Annotated in this window: 13 protein-coding genes and 3 tRNA genes; 5 read left to right on the top strand and 11 right to left on the bottom strand. The window is 51.1% G+C overall.

Annotation, left to right across the window (positions count from 1 at the left end):
- Positions 1 to 15 precede the first annotated feature (15 nt).
- The 4 genes from EI42_RS27370 to EI42_RS27355 all read right to left on the bottom strand — a co-directional run bounded on the left by EI42_RS27370 (position 16) and on the right by EI42_RS27355 (position 4,532).
- A complete protein-coding gene (locus tag EI42_RS27370; RefSeq protein ID WP_111325821.1) occupies positions 16 to 615 on the bottom strand; it encodes a hypothetical protein in 600 nt (199 codons plus the stop codon).
- 120 nt (positions 616 to 735) lie between these two features.
- Entirely contained in the window at positions 736 to 1,545 is an 810-nt protein-coding gene (locus EI42_RS27365) for an ABC transporter permease (RefSeq protein WP_111325820.1), read from the bottom strand.
- Between the two features lie 25 nt (positions 1,546 to 1,570).
- Positions 1,571 to 2,377: a molybdate ABC transporter substrate-binding protein gene (gene modA / locus EI42_RS27360; RefSeq protein WP_111325819.1), complete on the bottom strand. Its 807-nt coding sequence runs from the start codon at positions 2,375 to 2,377 to the stop codon at positions 1,571 to 1,573.
- 124 nt (positions 2,378 to 2,501) lie between these two features.
- Positions 2,502 to 4,532: a tetratricopeptide repeat protein gene (locus EI42_RS27355; RefSeq protein WP_111325818.1), complete on the bottom strand. Its 2,031-nt coding sequence runs from the start codon at positions 4,530 to 4,532 to the stop codon at positions 2,502 to 2,504.
- Positions 4,533 to 4,833: 301 nt separating this feature from the next.
- Here EI42_RS27355 and EI42_RS33530 point away from each other — a divergent pair, with 301 nt between their 5' ends.
- From EI42_RS33530 to EI42_RS27335, 4 genes are all read left to right on the top strand, one after another.
- Positions 4,834 to 5,136, top strand: coding sequence for a hypothetical protein (locus EI42_RS33530; protein ID WP_174843907.1), 303 nt, complete (start codon positions 4,834 to 4,836; stop codon positions 5,134 to 5,136).
- 315 nt (positions 5,137 to 5,451) lie between these two features.
- Entirely contained in the window at positions 5,452 to 6,486 is a 1,035-nt protein-coding gene (locus tag EI42_RS27345) for an ArsR/SmtB family transcription factor (protein ID WP_170142951.1), read from the top strand.
- Positions 6,487 to 6,565: 79 nt separating this feature from the next.
- Positions 6,566 to 7,252, top strand: a complete 687-nt coding sequence (locus tag EI42_RS27340; RefSeq protein WP_111325816.1) for a TetR/AcrR family transcriptional regulator — start codon at positions 6,566 to 6,568, stop codon at positions 7,250 to 7,252.
- Positions 7,253 to 7,396: 144 nt separating this feature from the next.
- Entirely contained in the window at positions 7,397 to 9,043 is a 1,647-nt protein-coding gene (locus EI42_RS27335) for a DHA2 family efflux MFS transporter permease subunit (RefSeq protein ID WP_111325815.1), read from the top strand.
- A 51-nt stretch (positions 9,044 to 9,094) separates the two neighbouring features.
- On the opposite strand, the gene EI42_RS27330 is transcribed toward EI42_RS27335, so the two are convergent.
- From EI42_RS27330 to EI42_RS27300, 7 genes are all read right to left on the bottom strand, one after another.
- On the bottom strand, positions 9,095 to 9,430 hold the full coding sequence (locus tag EI42_RS27330) for a hypothetical protein (protein ID WP_111325814.1): 336 nt from the start codon (positions 9,428 to 9,430) through the stop codon (positions 9,095 to 9,097).
- Between the two features lie 269 nt (positions 9,431 to 9,699).
- Positions 9,700 to 10,584, bottom strand: a complete 885-nt coding sequence (locus tag EI42_RS27325) for a hypothetical protein (protein WP_111325813.1) — start codon at positions 10,582 to 10,584, stop codon at positions 9,700 to 9,702.
- Between the two features lie 273 nt (positions 10,585 to 10,857).
- Positions 10,858 to 11,343 (bottom strand): hypothetical protein, encoded by a 486-nt coding sequence (locus tag EI42_RS27320; protein WP_111325812.1) that lies wholly within the window; start codon positions 11,341 to 11,343, stop codon positions 10,858 to 10,860.
- A 61-nt stretch (positions 11,344 to 11,404) separates the two neighbouring features.
- On the bottom strand, positions 11,405 to 11,665 hold the full coding sequence (locus EI42_RS27315; protein ID WP_170142950.1) for a helix-turn-helix domain-containing protein: 261 nt from the start codon (positions 11,663 to 11,665) through the stop codon (positions 11,405 to 11,407).
- 592 nt (positions 11,666 to 12,257) lie between these two features.
- Positions 12,258 to 12,330: transfer RNA gene (locus EI42_RS27310), tRNA-Met, on the bottom strand.
- Between the two features lie 96 nt (positions 12,331 to 12,426).
- Positions 12,427 to 12,502 (bottom strand) — tRNA-Met (locus EI42_RS27305).
- 29 nt (positions 12,503 to 12,531) lie between these two features.
- Positions 12,532 to 12,607, bottom strand: a tRNA-Met gene (locus EI42_RS27300).
- A 460-nt stretch (positions 12,608 to 13,067) separates the two neighbouring features.
- Here EI42_RS27300 and EI42_RS34530 point away from each other — a divergent pair.
- The coding region (locus tag EI42_RS34530) for an ATP-dependent metallopeptidase FtsH/Yme1/Tma family protein (protein WP_146505437.1) at positions 13,068 to 13,975 on the top strand (908 nt) is incomplete at its 3' end.

The raw sequence follows: 13,975 nt of genomic DNA, 5'->3' as shown, positions 1-13,975 counted from the left end.
TAGCACTGGTAGAATTCAGGAGAAGTGTTCGTTGGGATACGCTCTCTGAACCTGCTCTTGCACGCTGTACTCGGCATAGGGCTCCTGTGGTGGTGGCGCAGGCTCTGGCAGACGTCTCCCCTTGCTGATGAGACCCCCCAACGCGCCAAATCCCGCACCCAGACCCAGACCAACAATGACCCAGACGATCAGCGAAAGGAGCAGAGCAACAATCGAGTTCGCGATAGCACCTTGAGCGGAGCGGCCTGCAAAGCCGATAAGCAAAGGAATGGTTATCAGGAAGAGAAAGAAGAGCGAGCTCAGAATATACAGAAGGCTAAAAGCAACGCTGGCCCAGAGCCCGGCCTGAATGCCTGTTCGCAACTCGCCGGTTTTTTTCGTCGCCAGGATGCCCGCTATGCCATAGGCGATGCTGCTGAGTCCCCCCATCAATAACACATTGAGCAGGCTTGTAAGTATCGGTATATAAGTGACCGGGAAGGGTGTTCCTGTTGCTGCTACGACGGTGAGGAGATTCGGGCAAAGCCTGGCAAGTGTGAGAATAAAAACACCAGAGATAGCCCCGGTCACCAGACCATACAGGGCGGCTGTTTTCCCGGAATTCGAGGTTTTCATGTGATATGCTCCTTCAATCTGTAGTGCGATCCGTGCGCGGGCGCTTCTTCTCTCACTCTACCCTGTTTTGGTGCAAGAGGGAAGGGGATGATGTGTTCTCTGTGTACTATTTTCCCGGATTTAGCTTTTGCGCTGTCCTAGCTGTAGCGCTAGTAGCAACCCGAAGGAGACCGCAAGCAGGACAACGGCGATCGCAATCGCTTTATCCAGATCGATCTGTGAGGAGATATAGACCGCGATAGGGAGCGTCTGTGTTGTGCCGGGGAAGTTTCCGGCAAACGTGATCGTAGCACCAAATTCCCCCAGAGAGCGGGCCCAGGCCAACCCAATACCGGAGAGAAGCGCGGGGCGCACAAGCGGTAAAGTCACATGCAGAAAGGTGTAGAGAGGCGTCGCGCGAAGGGTATAGGCTGCCAGCTCGTAGCGGGTATCGAGTTGTGCGAAGCCTGCACGGGCGCTGTTGATAAAGAATGGGGCGGCGATAAAGAACTGCGCCAGTATCACGGCGACCGTGGTGAATGGCAATGTGATGCCGAAAAGGGCCAGATAGCGCCCGATCAGGCCAACACGTCCGAAGGCCAGCAGGAGCGCGACGCCTGCCACCACTGGAGGAAGGACCGTGGGCATAGTGACCAGCGTTTCCAGCGCTCGTTTGCCCGGAAAGGTTGTGCGGGCAAGCAGGTATGCAATCGGTAAACCAAGCAGGACTGCTAGCACGGTGCTGATGGTTGTGGTGACAAGGCTGAGCTGTAGCGCCCGCAAGGTATCCGGTTGGAGCAGTTCTTCCCAGACCCGCTGGGGCGCTTGCTGAAATAGCAAAGAGGCAAGTGGGATGCCGAGAAAGAGAAAAAAGAGAATGGCAGGCACGCCAATCAAAAAACCTGTGAGCAGTGATGGACGTATCGTGCGGATCGGTTTTGCTCTTGCCACGGCATCTGGTTCCTTTCTCTCTGCTTTACTTTGGGGCCAGGAAACGATATTTTGTCAGAACGCTCTGCCCCTTGTCTGACAGGATATAGTCAAGGAAGCTCTGCGCTTCGGCACTATGCTGCGTCGTTTTGGTTACAGCAATCGGGTATTCGGCAATAACATTGAAATTATCTGGAATATCAATCGTATGCAGTTTCTGGGCCACATTGGCTGTCACGTCGGTGCTATAGACAAAGCCAGCATCAGCCTCGCCGAGCTGAACCTTCTGCACCACTGCTTTCACGTTCTCTTCTTCTGAGACAATGTTCTTCTTCACTGCCTCCACATAGCCAGTTCCATAGTCGGGTGATTTCCCCAGTTTATCCAGCACCTGCAATGTATATTTTCCAACCGGAACCGCCTGTGCTGCAACCACGATTTTTGTTTTGGCCCGAGCAAGATCTTTGAGCGTCTGAATATTGCTCGGATTTGCAGCGGGGAGAATCACAACCAGCTTGTTGCGTGCGAACACCTCGGGCTTGTTCACCAGACCCGCCGAGCTGGCCTTTTGCATATTACGTTGATCGGCAGATGCAAAAAGATCGGCGTTGGCTCCATTCTGCATCTGTTGCACCAGGATCTGGGAGCCATTGAAGTTATAGGTAATGTGGATATTTGGATGTTCCTGTTGATAACTGGTGGAGATTTCAGTAAATGCTTCGGTGAGCGAAGCCGCGGCAAAGACATTGAGCGAAATAGGGGACGGTTTGTTCTCTGCTGTTGGGTTGCCACAGGCGGCAAGCAACAAACAGAGCGTTGCAAGCAGGGTTACTGCCAATCGTGTAAGCTTCAAGGTAGCTCTCCCTTACTGTGCTTTACTCCATACATGATTATTCATAGATTGAGTATATACATGAAGTGTGATACCGTCAAGATGTGTGTGTGGCGTCTGGATTTTCTCGGCAGGCAAAACGGTGTCAGGCGAAATCCTTCAAGGCCTCATAGACAGAAGAAATGTTCTCCTGAATTGCTGCTACGTACTCATCCATTTGCAGCGCTCGAAACACTTCCAATGCGTGTTCATAGCAGGCAAGTGCCGCTTCCAGATTCTGACGCCGATTGCCACGGTGCAGATCGCGATATGCGTTCCCACAGTTATTCTGACTGGCTGCCCACTCTAAGGGAGAGGTATCTAGGGTATAGATCGAGAGGGTCGCCTGATAGAGTCTGATCGCGGCTTCCAGGTTCTCCTGACGGTCTCCCTCTTCGTACTCGCGGTACGCGTTCGCTAGATTAAAGAGCAGCAGTGCCCATTCCCGGGGCTCAACCTGTCTGAAGTCGACCTTGAGCGCCTGCCTGTAATGGTCCATCGCTTTGCGCAGGTTGTGCTGACGTCTTCCCTCGGATAGTTCGGAGTAGGCATAGCCGAGCTTGCCGTGTACTTTGCTCCATTCGAGCGGATAAACGTGACGCTGATAGATCTGTAATGCCGCCTCATAACAGGCGATGGCACGTTCGAGCATCTCCTGACGTTGCTCGCCAGAGATATTGCTGTAGGCGTCACCCAGGCTGCTCTGGGTCATCGCCCATTCTTCGGGCGTAGTGCCTTTGTTATAGACCAGCAGAGCGGCCCGGAAACAGCCGATTGCCTTGTGCAGGTTCTGCTGGGCATTGGTCGTGAGATTGCCGTATGCGCTCCCGAGCGTGTGCTGAAGCCTTGCCCAATCGAACGGGAACGCCTTGCGATTGTAAACGGAAAGAGCCGCTTCAAGCGCTGCTATCGCGTTTTGCAAATTCTGCTGAATATCTCCTGAACTGAGATTGAAATAGGCGTGTCCCAGATTGCTTTGCACCGTGGCCCAACCAAGCGGAAAATCGTGCCGGGTATAGACCTGAAGCGTTGCTTGAAAGCACTCAATTGCCTTTCGGAGCGCTGTTTGATTGCTGTCATCTGGCATATCAAGATAGGTCAGGGCCAGCATGTTCTGCGTCTTGGCCCACTCAATCGGGTGCTCCTCGCGGGTATAGACGCGTAGAGCCTCGTAGAAGCAGCCGAGTGCTTTTTCCATCCGCTCCTCTTCATTCTCTTCGGTCAGAAGGTTATAGGCAATGCCTAACCGATTCTGGACAGCAGCCCATTCGAGCGGCGTTGTTTCGGGCGCATAGACGCGCAGGGCGTTCTGGTAGCAAGAGATAGCTGTTTGCAGGTTGCTATTGGGGTCGTCTCCAACCAGCAGCCGATAGGCATTCCCCAGGCTGTGCATGATGTCGGCCCAGTTGCGGGGAGCGGCATCGAGCGTATTGACCTTCAGGGCTTCCTGATAGTGGTATACCGCCTGCTGAAGGTTCTCCTGCCGATCTCCGCCGGGAAGAAAGGCATAGACATTGCCCAGGTGATGTTGTGTCAGGGCCCACTCGACAGGGTTCGTTTCCGGGGTATACACTTTCATCGCGTTTTCATAGCAGCGAATCGCCTGTTTCAGTGCTTCATAGCGGTCTTCCCCGGGCTGAAGACAGTAGAGATTGCCCAGATGGCTCTGTGTTTTAGCCCATTCCTCGGGAAAGCTCTCATAGGTGAAGACTTTCAGGGCCGCTTGGAGGCAGGAAAGCGCCTTCTGAATAGAGATATGCTGCTGCTCTTGAGGGATGGGGAGCCGGAGCAGTTGTGCATAGCCAACGCCGATCCCATATTGTGCCTGAGCCCAATCAATCGGAGTGGTTTCGTAGGAGAACACTTCGAGTGAGGCTTGAAAGCTGGCTATCGATTTGCGGAGATTGGTAAAACGATCTCCCCGTTCCTGCATTCGATAGGCGGTACCCAGTCGACACTGAATCTGTGCCCATTGGTCAGGATATGCTGCCAGCGTATAGAAATCAAGCGCCGCCTGAAAACTGGTAATGGCCTTTTCCAGATTATCCTGTTGATCGCCAGAAGCAGCCGCACTGCTATAATTGATCCCCTGTTGATAGTGCTCTTCTGCCTCAGCGCGCTTCCTGTCGGTATCCATAAAAACTACATCCACTGCCTTGTTAAGAGGAAAATACCCCTGATCGTGTACAACCTGTTATGCATGTTTCACGCACAATCCTTTTTACCCTCTCGATTCTACGTGCTGTTTCAGCGCTTGTCAACGGGTCTGTTGCCATCTCCGATAGACATTCCTGCCATTCTCTGTGCAGAAATGGGAGCAGGCTGTGTCTTTTCCCGAAAACGTCCTGTATATTATGTATTGTTGCTTTTATAAAGCTGAATGGATAGAATCTGAGAAGCGTGTACGCTTCTCAGCCTCTGGTAGAAGGAGTTTTTTTGTGATTACGAAAGACATCTTTGCTGTTTTGATGATTGTCAGTATCGTGGGGGGGCTTCTCGGGCTGCTGATCGCTATATTGATGACTGTGAGCTTCTGGAAGATATTTGAGAAGGCCGGTTTCAGTGGCGCTCTAGCTCTGATTATTGCGTTTATCCCGTTGGCAAATATTATCATGTTGCTCTGGTTTGCGTTTACTGAATGGCCGATTGAGCAGGAACTACAGCTTTATCGGGCTGGCACTCAACCGAACAGCTCGCATCCGAGTTATACTCCCACTCCTCCCTATCCCCCTCAGCATTAGTTGAGAAGAGGCTTCCCGATTCCGGGGAGCTTTCTTTTTTTTAACCTGACGATAAACCTCTGTTAACAGCAAGCAGCTATACTCTTTCATGTGCGGATACTCCGCCACTCTCTCTTATCACCTTGCTCCCGGTGGTCGCACCCCGTGTCACTGTGTCTTATGAGGAGGACGTAAGGCACAATGCGAGAGGAAATATCCCCTCTCGCACGCTGGCCGGGGGAGCTCTTTTTCTGGCTTGACAAGGCTTTCTTCACTCTCTTATACTGCGTTGGCACTTATCAATGCGTATTTTTCAGAGGGGAAGGAAGTGTCTTTATGTCGCTTCAGTTGCAGGAAGAGTCGCTACGCGAACGGGTACGCCTGATGGTTGCGCCAGTCTGCGAGATGTTGCATAGTCTCCATGTTCTGGCCGATCCCTCACATCATCTGCCCAATCAACGATGGGCCGAGGCCACCGTGCAACGGCTGTCACCGGCCTTGCGCGAGGATATTACCTGTTTCGGGCGCTGCTGTGAGCAATGGCTGACCATTGTCGATCTGGTCTATCTCGTGGGGGCTCCTGATCTCCCCTTTGCGGCCTTTTGCGAGGGGGTAGCAGCGCTTGAGCCGGAACAGGTGGTGATGACGGCCTTCATGGGTCTGTCCACTGCACCGCTTGAGGATGAGCGAAGGCTTTCGTCTGACCCGGCAGTAGTGCATGCCTATCAGGAGGCCAGAAAGCAGCCACAGCGTTTTGTGGAGCTCCTGCTACGGACGCTCTCCGCATATCAGGAAACGATATTTACTGAGGAGTGGGAGCGGCGACGTCCCTTGCTCGAACGCAAGCGGGCATTGCTGGCGGCACGTCTCAAGGCTACCGAGCCTGCACACTGGTTGGAGACGCTCCATGCTCGTATCTCTGTTGAGCAGGCAACGCTGGTTGTCCAGAAGTATCGTGAGTTTCGTTTCCCCCTTGATGCACTCAAACACCTTCATTGTATTGTTTCCAGTTTTACTGCTCCGCATGTCATTGCTACATATAGTCGCGAAGAGCTGTATCTGTATATCAATGTGCCTCCGGTTCTTCCCGCCCCTGAAACGATCCCGATCGAAATTACACAACTGACGAAAGCGCTGGCTGACGAGACCCGCCTGCGCTTGTATCAACTGGTGCTACAGCATCCCCGCTCGCTTCAGGAACTGGCTCAGCGGGTGCGATTGTCCGAGTCGACGGTGTCGCGTCACCTCAAAGTCTTGAAAGCCGCCCGGCTGGTTCAGAGCACAAAAGAAGGGGCCACGCTGCTCTATACGGGCACACTTGCCCCGGTTGATACGCTCCCTCTGCTGCTTCGCGAGTTTGTGCAGCCGTGAGCTTGACAGATTCTGCTCATATAACGTAAGATATATACGTACTTATCAGTTGATAAGGAATGAGGAACGCTGAGGAACAATGGGAACACAGAAACGACGCCGTTCTCTCTCCAGAGAAGAAGTAGAGGAGACGCGACGCTCTATTATTCGGGTGGCAAGCCAGCTCTTTATGCAATATGGCTATCGTGCCGTGTCAACGCGACAGATCGCTGATACCTGTGGGCTGACACAGCCTGCACTGTATCATCATTTTGCCGATAAGCAAGATCTTTACATCGCGGTGGTGAAAGAGCAGCTCGCCCGGACCCGTGCTGGCCTTGAACGGATCGTACAGCGTCAGGAGAGTGTACAGGATCGTTTACGCCTGGTTGTGCGCTTCTTGTTGACCACAAACCAGCATGATATCAGCATGATGCTCCATGATATTGCCTATGAGCTGGATAAGCAGGCATATAAAACCCTGTTTGACCTCTTTCAGGACGGTATCATTGCTCCCATTGCTTCTCTTTTTGCGGACGGGATTCAGCAGGGAATTCTGCGTGATCAGGAGCATGGAGGCTTGCAGCCGGTGGCGGCAGCCGAAATGTTTATGCGTGTATTGAAAAGCTTCGTTCCACGTGAGTCATCGGGCTCCTTGCATCCTACAGCACCACGTTCGGGGTACCTATCCGAGCATATCGCTGAGGCGGAGCGGGTTGTTCCGCTGCTCTTCTATGGTCTGGCGTATCCCGATTTTGAACAGGCGCCCTATCTGCGCAAAGAGTAGGACCTGTTCTTTTTTTGTCTGTTCCTTATCAATCGATAAGCATACGCTGCACCGTGTAGTGGTCGGCCTGCCAGTATGGAGTGTTTTTTGTATGTCTGAAACTTATCGCTTGATAGACAAGCTTTGAGAGGGAAGAGAACTGTTATGGATCTTGCAAAGAGCGGGATTGAAGCAGAACAGGGCGATCCCGGGTATAAGTGGCGTGTGCTGGTTTCAGTGATCGCTGGAACCTTTATGGTGATCCTGGATGCAACGGCGATTAATGTCGCGATTCCTACACTACAGGCAGCTTTCGGCGTGAACGGACAGAAGGCCGCCGTTGACCAGATTGATGCCGTGATTACGGCCTATTCGCTGGCTCTGGGAGTTGTGACGCCGCTGGCTGGCTTTTTAGGCGAGCGTCTGGGCGTCAAGCGGGTCTATCTGTTTGCGCTTGGCGTCTTTGGGGCAGGCTCATTGCTCTGCTCGTTTGCGCCTTCGTTGACCTGGCTGATTGTGTTTCGCGTGATTCAGGGCGTTGGTGGTGGGGCGCTGGTTCCTTTAGGGACGGCGATGTTGACCGGGGCTTTTACCGAGAAGCAGCGTGGGATCGCCTTCGGCCTGTTTGGGATTGCGATGGTGATGGCTCCGGCGCTTGGCCCGATTCTGGGCGGCTACTTTGTCGAATATTGGAGCTGGCACTACATTTTCTATATCAATGTGCCGGTCTGTATTGCCGGTATTGTGATGGGCAGTCTCTGGCTGAAAGAGTATCGGCGTGGCGCTCTGGCCCGCTTTGATTTCCCGGGGATCGTGCTTTCAAGCGTGAGCTTTGGCCTGTTGCTCTATGCGATCCAGCAGGGGTCACATGAGGGCTGGACGGCGCTTTCTGTTATCATCTCTCTGGTGGCGGGCGTGGTATTGTTTGCTTGCTTTATCGTGGTCGAATTGCGCGTCCCCGAGCCTTTGCTTGATCTGCGCCTGTTTCGGAAGCGGACCTTCAGTTCGGCCAGCGTAGTAGGCTGGGTCAGCACGATCGCGCTCTTTGGCTCGGAGTTCCTGCTACCAATCTATCTTCAGAGTCTTCGTGGACTCAGTCCCTTACAGGCTGGTCTGCTGCTCTTGCCGCTGGCGGTGGCGGCAGGCATCGTCGCTCCATTCTCTGGAGCGCTCTATAACCGCATCGGGCCGCGCTGGCTGATTGTGGGGGGAAGCCTGCTTCTGGCTATCAATACCTGGAATATTGCGAATGTGGCGCTCGATACGCCGTACTGGTTTTTAATGATCCTCTTTGCGTTGCGGGGGATCGCGGTTGGATTGGCTCATCAAACCACGATCAACGCGGCGTACACCGGCTTGCAGCCGCAGCAGTTGCCACGCGCCTCTTCGCTGATTACGTCGTTTCGCAATGTCTTTCAGTCCTTTGGTGTGGCTGTGCTTGGCACGATCGTGACGCATCAAACGGAGGTATATGTGTCGGCAGCGAAAAGCGACATGCAGCATCCCGCGACCGCGCTTGGAAAAGAGGTGGTACAGCAGGCAACGCTTCTGTTTCAGCAAATGACGGCAAAAATGCCGCATCTTCCACCGGAGGCCTTGCAGAAAATGCACGAGAAGGCGACAGCAGCCGCTACCGGGAAGGTGCTTGGGACCCATATGCCGCATTATCTCTTGCAGGCAATCAATGACGCCTACTGGCTGACCTTCTGGCTCTCTATCGCGACGATTCTGCTGGCGCTGACCCTGCCAGGGGCGAAGAAGCGAGAGGCCGCAAAGAACCCCTCAACAGAGCTACGTGAAACGGTTTCCTGAGCAGCAAGAAGGGCGGCCCTGTAACGAGCCGCCCCTTTGCTCTCCTGGCTCTTAGTGTCTGTACAGGTCATCAAGCGATATCTCATCATTTGATCTGGTTGTCTCCTCCTCTTCACCCAGTGGCGGTAAGTCTTCCGGCGTTGGTGGGTTAATCATACCAATCAACAGGCGGATAATGCCGACGATAAAGACGATAGCCCCTATGCCAATGAGAAGCCCTTCCGGAGAGTAGTAGACGCCACCGCTGAAAACGATTCCCGCTCCTATGAGGAGAAGTCCCAGGATAACGAAAAGAAGTCCACTCCAGATGTATCTGTTGGATTTATTCCAGATGGCTCGCTCAAAAATGCGTAGTCGTCGCTTGGGACCAATACGTTGTTGTTCCATCACGGGATCTCCTTTTTTGTAGGCAGGCAAGGCAAAAAATGGGAGTATAACTATACTCTATTAGTATTATACTTGATAAAATATGCTCTACCTGTTTCGGTTGACTGTCTGCTTACTGGCATATAACTATGCTCTATATGTGTGTTTACGGAAAAGAGAAATGTTTAGACTCATTGATGTATCCATGCGGAAATATCTCTCTACGAGGAAAGGATTGTGTGAATATTGAAGGTTTTCTATCTATGGGCTGCTTCTTGAAACGAGAGCCGTTACGAAAGCAGCTTAATCTTTATATAAGCTCTATCATCAAAGGAGATGTTGCTTTTTTGTAGGCCTTTGGTTGTCTTGTATTTGCGGAAAAGCAATGGGTCTTCGTGCAAAATCTCTTTTAATGCCTGCTCTGTCTCTTGAAGAGTTTCTTTCAAGACAGGGTATCCATCAGAGGCAAGAATGACAGTTTCCACCTTAGAGGGTATAGGAATAACTTTAATGCCCTCTGGAGGCACATAGAAACCATCAATAGCAGGATACCAGTATTGCCCAGTTGAAGGTTTATTCTGGAAAAGCAATTGTCGCTTGAGCAAAGGAAGGATAAAGTCCCTGCCTGTATCATGCAAACGTAAGTCTTCGATAGTTTTTCCTTGTGCTATTTCTGCTTCCAAAAAGAGTGATCTAGCATTTGCGGTGATACTGTCAATTTTCTTGTTATTTGTAATATGTTCCTCGGAGATTAGACATTGACAATCGCCAACAAACCAGATTTCTTTACGGTACAAACTCAGGATAACAGTGCTGGCGGTAATTCTTTGGACAGGATCAGCCTGTACAATCTCGCTGGCATTTTGCTGTTCATAATAACGCTGGAGGGCTGTGTTTAGAAGATGAACAGCTTGTGATGCTGTAGCATCTGGGGGAATGGTATCGAATGTTTTTTGCAGCAGAAGCGCCCCTGCTCTTCCACCAGTCAGGCCATTCCAGCGGCGTTCTGTTTTAGTTGTTGCGCCATCAATAACGGCAACGAAGTGAGGACCATGATAAATAGCATCTTCACAGTCTTCAGCGTTCCCTGTTTTAGAGGCTATGAATAGCTCTTCTATGGTGTAGGATTGTGGATCTGATTGTGCGGGTTTGATTGGATGCCCTGTATTTACCATGTGTAGCTCTTTTCTATGTTTAGCTTGGTTGGATACCCTTCTACAATATGAGCGCTAATAAGTAAGACGAAATTCTTTTTCCCGCCCTTTGTTAACTTCCTGATATGTTTATGAAGACATTCTGTGAAGAATTTCGCTGCCGCTACTGTTCCATACGTATGAGTGCCAGAAAAGAAGACAACGGTCCGTTTGCGAGATGTAAATGGACTCTGAGTGCGGATGATAAGTCCATAGTCCAGTATAACCTTGCGATTGACTGCGTGCCCATCATATTCAAGCGCTCCCTGATCTATCCATTGGCCCCTTATTTGTTTTGTTTCGCCAGTAAATGGTGGTCTGTATCTGCATTGCAGGCTGTTCCTCATTTAAGAGATGTAAGAGCTTCTCTGCAATCTGGTTATTTTTGGGCCCACCAAGAATAAGGAGATCTTCTTCTATGTGTTGATGAAGTGGTTCTGTAGAGAGCAGAATATTACGAACATCAAGCTGTTTATGGTAAGCGCTGTGTAAAGATTGAAGGGCGAGAGCTATTGCCCGTACCTGACCTATTCCTGTTGCTGGACGGTTGTAAACATCAGTACGTGTTGTTGTGGAGTTGGCTGCACAGATTACCAGATGCGATGGCTTATATAATTGCCAGAGTCTTCTATGAGGCAGGCGGACTTGAAAGAAGAAGCCAAGATATGCAAGGAGTACACCAATTGGCAACCAGAGAAGATTAGACACGAGGTTTACAAGAATAGCGCGTATGTCATCCATTTTATTCGCGCCTCCGTGCGAAATACGGACGATGCTACGTTCTACAACCTACGGTAACTGCTCAAGAGGATACCGGGCCTTGTGTTTCAGTGTGTGATTGTTGTTGCCAGATTAAAGGTGGTGTGCGGGTGTATTCGATGAGTTCGGCAGGTTCAACGCCTAAAGCCCATGATAGTTTATCAAGGGTGTTAAGGCCGATTTCCGCTCCGGGATCTCGGAATAACTTTCTCACTGTCTTGTAATCTACATCTGAGAGTTTCGCTAGACGAGTCATGCTGATCTTTTTCTCTTCAGCAACTTCTTTCACTCGAAGACGTATCATACCCCTGCCTTCATGCTTTGTTTGAAATGAGTGTAGCATTTTTTTCTACTTGACAAAACTTGGTTTTGATTCTATGATAGAAATACAATGGATATGATACCTGGGAGTAAAACCAGGTAGCTAAATTAAATGGATCGATCCGCAAACTTGTTTTTTGAGCAGGGCCTGTTGTCTCGGTGTGGAATAATGTTGTTTCTATTATGAAGGAGGAAGATAGTATGAGTGGACGACCTTTTGTGTATGCTGAGATGCGAAATGAGATGCAGCCGCGGACGTTTGTGCAGCTTTTAAACAGGTACAGATTGAATATGGTACGGCTTTCAAAGCTGGCCGGGGTGCATATTGATTACCTGTATGCGATGGCGTGGAGTTTGCCGGTGGAGCGACGTATTGCGGAGAAGGTGCTAACGACTATTTCCAGATTGGTGGGGACATCATTTTCGTGTGCGATGCTTACCATTCAGGTGATTGATGAGGGGATAACTGTGCGGGGAGGAGAGACGCGGGGGGCATTGCGTCCGGTCAGGTTGGTAGCAAAGAGTGAGGACAAAAAAACAAAGGACCCATCAAGTTCTATGGGTCCTTCTCACGGTAGCGGCTGTAGGACTCGAACCTACGACACGGGGCTTATGAGTCCCCTGCTCTACCACCTGAGCTAAGCCGCCAGATCTTTTTTCATCACCTATCTTACCACAGTCTGTCAAGAGGTTGAGCTTGTTTCCTCGAGAACGGCTCTTCCTTTTGTCGTGGAAGAAGGGAAGTGGTAGCGGGAGCAGGATTCGAACCTGCGACCTCCGGGTTATGAGCCCGACGAGCTAACCACTGCTCTATCCCGCGTCAATAAAATGCTCCCTGAAAGGGAGGCTTGGTAGCGGGGGGAGGATTCGAACCTCCGACCTTTGGGTTATGAGCCCAACGAGCTAACCACTGCTCCACCCCGCGTCGGTATCTATAGGATATACCATACTTTGCGTCCTGTCAAGTAGTTTTGGTGAGGTATTCTTTCCATTTTGCCAGAAGGAAATATAGGCACTTTGTTCATTGACAGGTCAGGTATATTCAGGGAATAAAAGGGCAAGCAAACTTGTACTAAGAGAGAGAAGATGTGTCGAGTGTGATGAGCGGTGGCCCCTACAGTGAAACTTTCATCTTGCCGACTCGTATGTATAGCGATACCTCTCTTCATCTGCCAGTAGAGCGTGAAAGCCCTTCTTATTGTGGAGGTTGATGACTGGATTTTTCTTGTTTTCTGAAAGAAAGAGAGCGTTTTTGGGTTTTCAACCGTAGAGATTAGTAGAGAAAAGAGTGGACGAATACTGTGCATACGTGTAATATTCATAGTACCGTATGCTGCATATAGATTTTTCCTATTATTGACAGACAAGAAAGCAGGTCTGATCTAATGGTCGCTCAGGCTATATATAAGTATCAGAACAACAACAATGAACCGAGAGACCCAGGCGCGCCCCGGCTCAATGGGGGCGGAGGTGGCAACGGCAATTCCTCCGGGGGGCCGGGAGGTGGCTCGCTGATCTTGCGGGCTATCCTCTTTGTGATTTTGCTGCTCGCGGCCTGGTGGCTCATTCAACTTATCTACAACGGCATCAGCGGCGGAAACGATGGGAAAACAACGGAAGTTGACTACAGTCTGTTCTATAAACAGGTTGAGAGTGGCAACGTTGAATCGGTCATTTTCCGAGGACAGGAGGCGACCGGTACCTTCAAGAAAGCGGTCTCTGTTCCGACTGGCAATGGGCAATCCACCAAAGCCGAGCAGTTCCGCGTCAATCTTTTCCCCAATGGCGACACACAGCTTGTTCCACTGCTGAATGAGAAGCATATCCAGTTCCGGGCCGAACCGGTCAATGACAACAGCCTGTTCTGGGGGATTGTCCTGAATGTCGCGCCCTGGTTGCTGTTGCTCGGCTTTGTCTTCCTGATTATGCGGCGAGCCACGCAGAGTCAGCAAAACATCTTCAGCTTTGGCAAGAGTAAGGCGAAGATGGTGCTTGAAGATCGTCCGAGCACCACCTTCGCGGATGTGGCGGGCGTTGACGAAGCGAAAAACGATCTTGTCGAGATTGTTGATTTCCTCAAGACGCCGCAGAAGTTCCAGCGTCTGGGCGGCAAGATTCCTCGTGGTGTGTTGCTGGTGGGCCCTCCGGGAACTGGTAAAACGCTGCTGGCCCGTGCTGTCGCTGGTGAAGCAGGCGTGCCCTTCTTCTCCATGAGCGGCTCTGAGTTTGTTGAAGTGCTGGTCGGTGTTGGTGCCAGTCGCGTGCGTGACCTGTTCGATCAGGCCAAGAAAGC

Origin of the sequence: Thermosporothrix hazakensis (genome assembly GCF_003253565.1) — a bacterium.
GTDB classification, from domain to species: Bacteria; Chloroflexota; Ktedonobacteria; order Ktedonobacterales; family Ktedonobacteraceae; genus Thermosporothrix; species Thermosporothrix hazakensis.
Note: the sequence above shows the minus strand (reverse complement) of the source record. Positions and strands in the feature narration are given on the sequence as shown.

Excerpts from the sequence above, each read along its gene's own strand:
- EI42_RS27340 (WP_111325816.1), top strand. The coding sequence starts at position 6,566 with ATGGGAACACAGAAACGACGCCGTTCTCTCTCCAGAGAAGAAGTAGAG.
- EI42_RS27330 (WP_111325814.1), bottom strand. The coding sequence starts at position 9,430 with ATGGAACAACAACGTATTGGTCCCAAGCGACGACTACGCATTTTTGAG.
- EI42_RS27345 (WP_170142951.1), top strand. The coding sequence starts at position 5,452 with ATGTCGCTTCAGTTGCAGGAAGAGTCGCTACGCGAACGGGTACGCCTG.
- EI42_RS27325 (WP_111325813.1), bottom strand. The coding sequence starts at position 10,584 with ATGGTAAATACAGGGCATCCAATCAAACCCGCACAATCAGATCCACAA.
- EI42_RS27315 (WP_170142950.1), bottom strand. The coding sequence starts at position 11,665 with ATGATACGTCTTCGAGTGAAAGAAGTTGCTGAAGAGAAAAAGATCAGC.
- EI42_RS27370 (WP_111325821.1), bottom strand. The coding sequence starts at position 615 with ATGAAAACCTCGAATTCCGGGAAAACAGCCGCCCTGTATGGTCTGGTG.
- EI42_RS27320 (WP_111325812.1), bottom strand. The coding sequence starts at position 11,343 with ATGGATGACATACGCGCTATTCTTGTAAACCTCGTGTCTAATCTTCTC.
- EI42_RS27355 (WP_111325818.1), bottom strand. The coding sequence starts at position 4,532 with ATGGATACCGACAGGAAGCGCGCTGAGGCAGAAGAGCACTATCAACAG.
- EI42_RS27335 (WP_111325815.1), top strand. The coding sequence starts at position 7,397 with ATGGATCTTGCAAAGAGCGGGATTGAAGCAGAACAGGGCGATCCCGGG.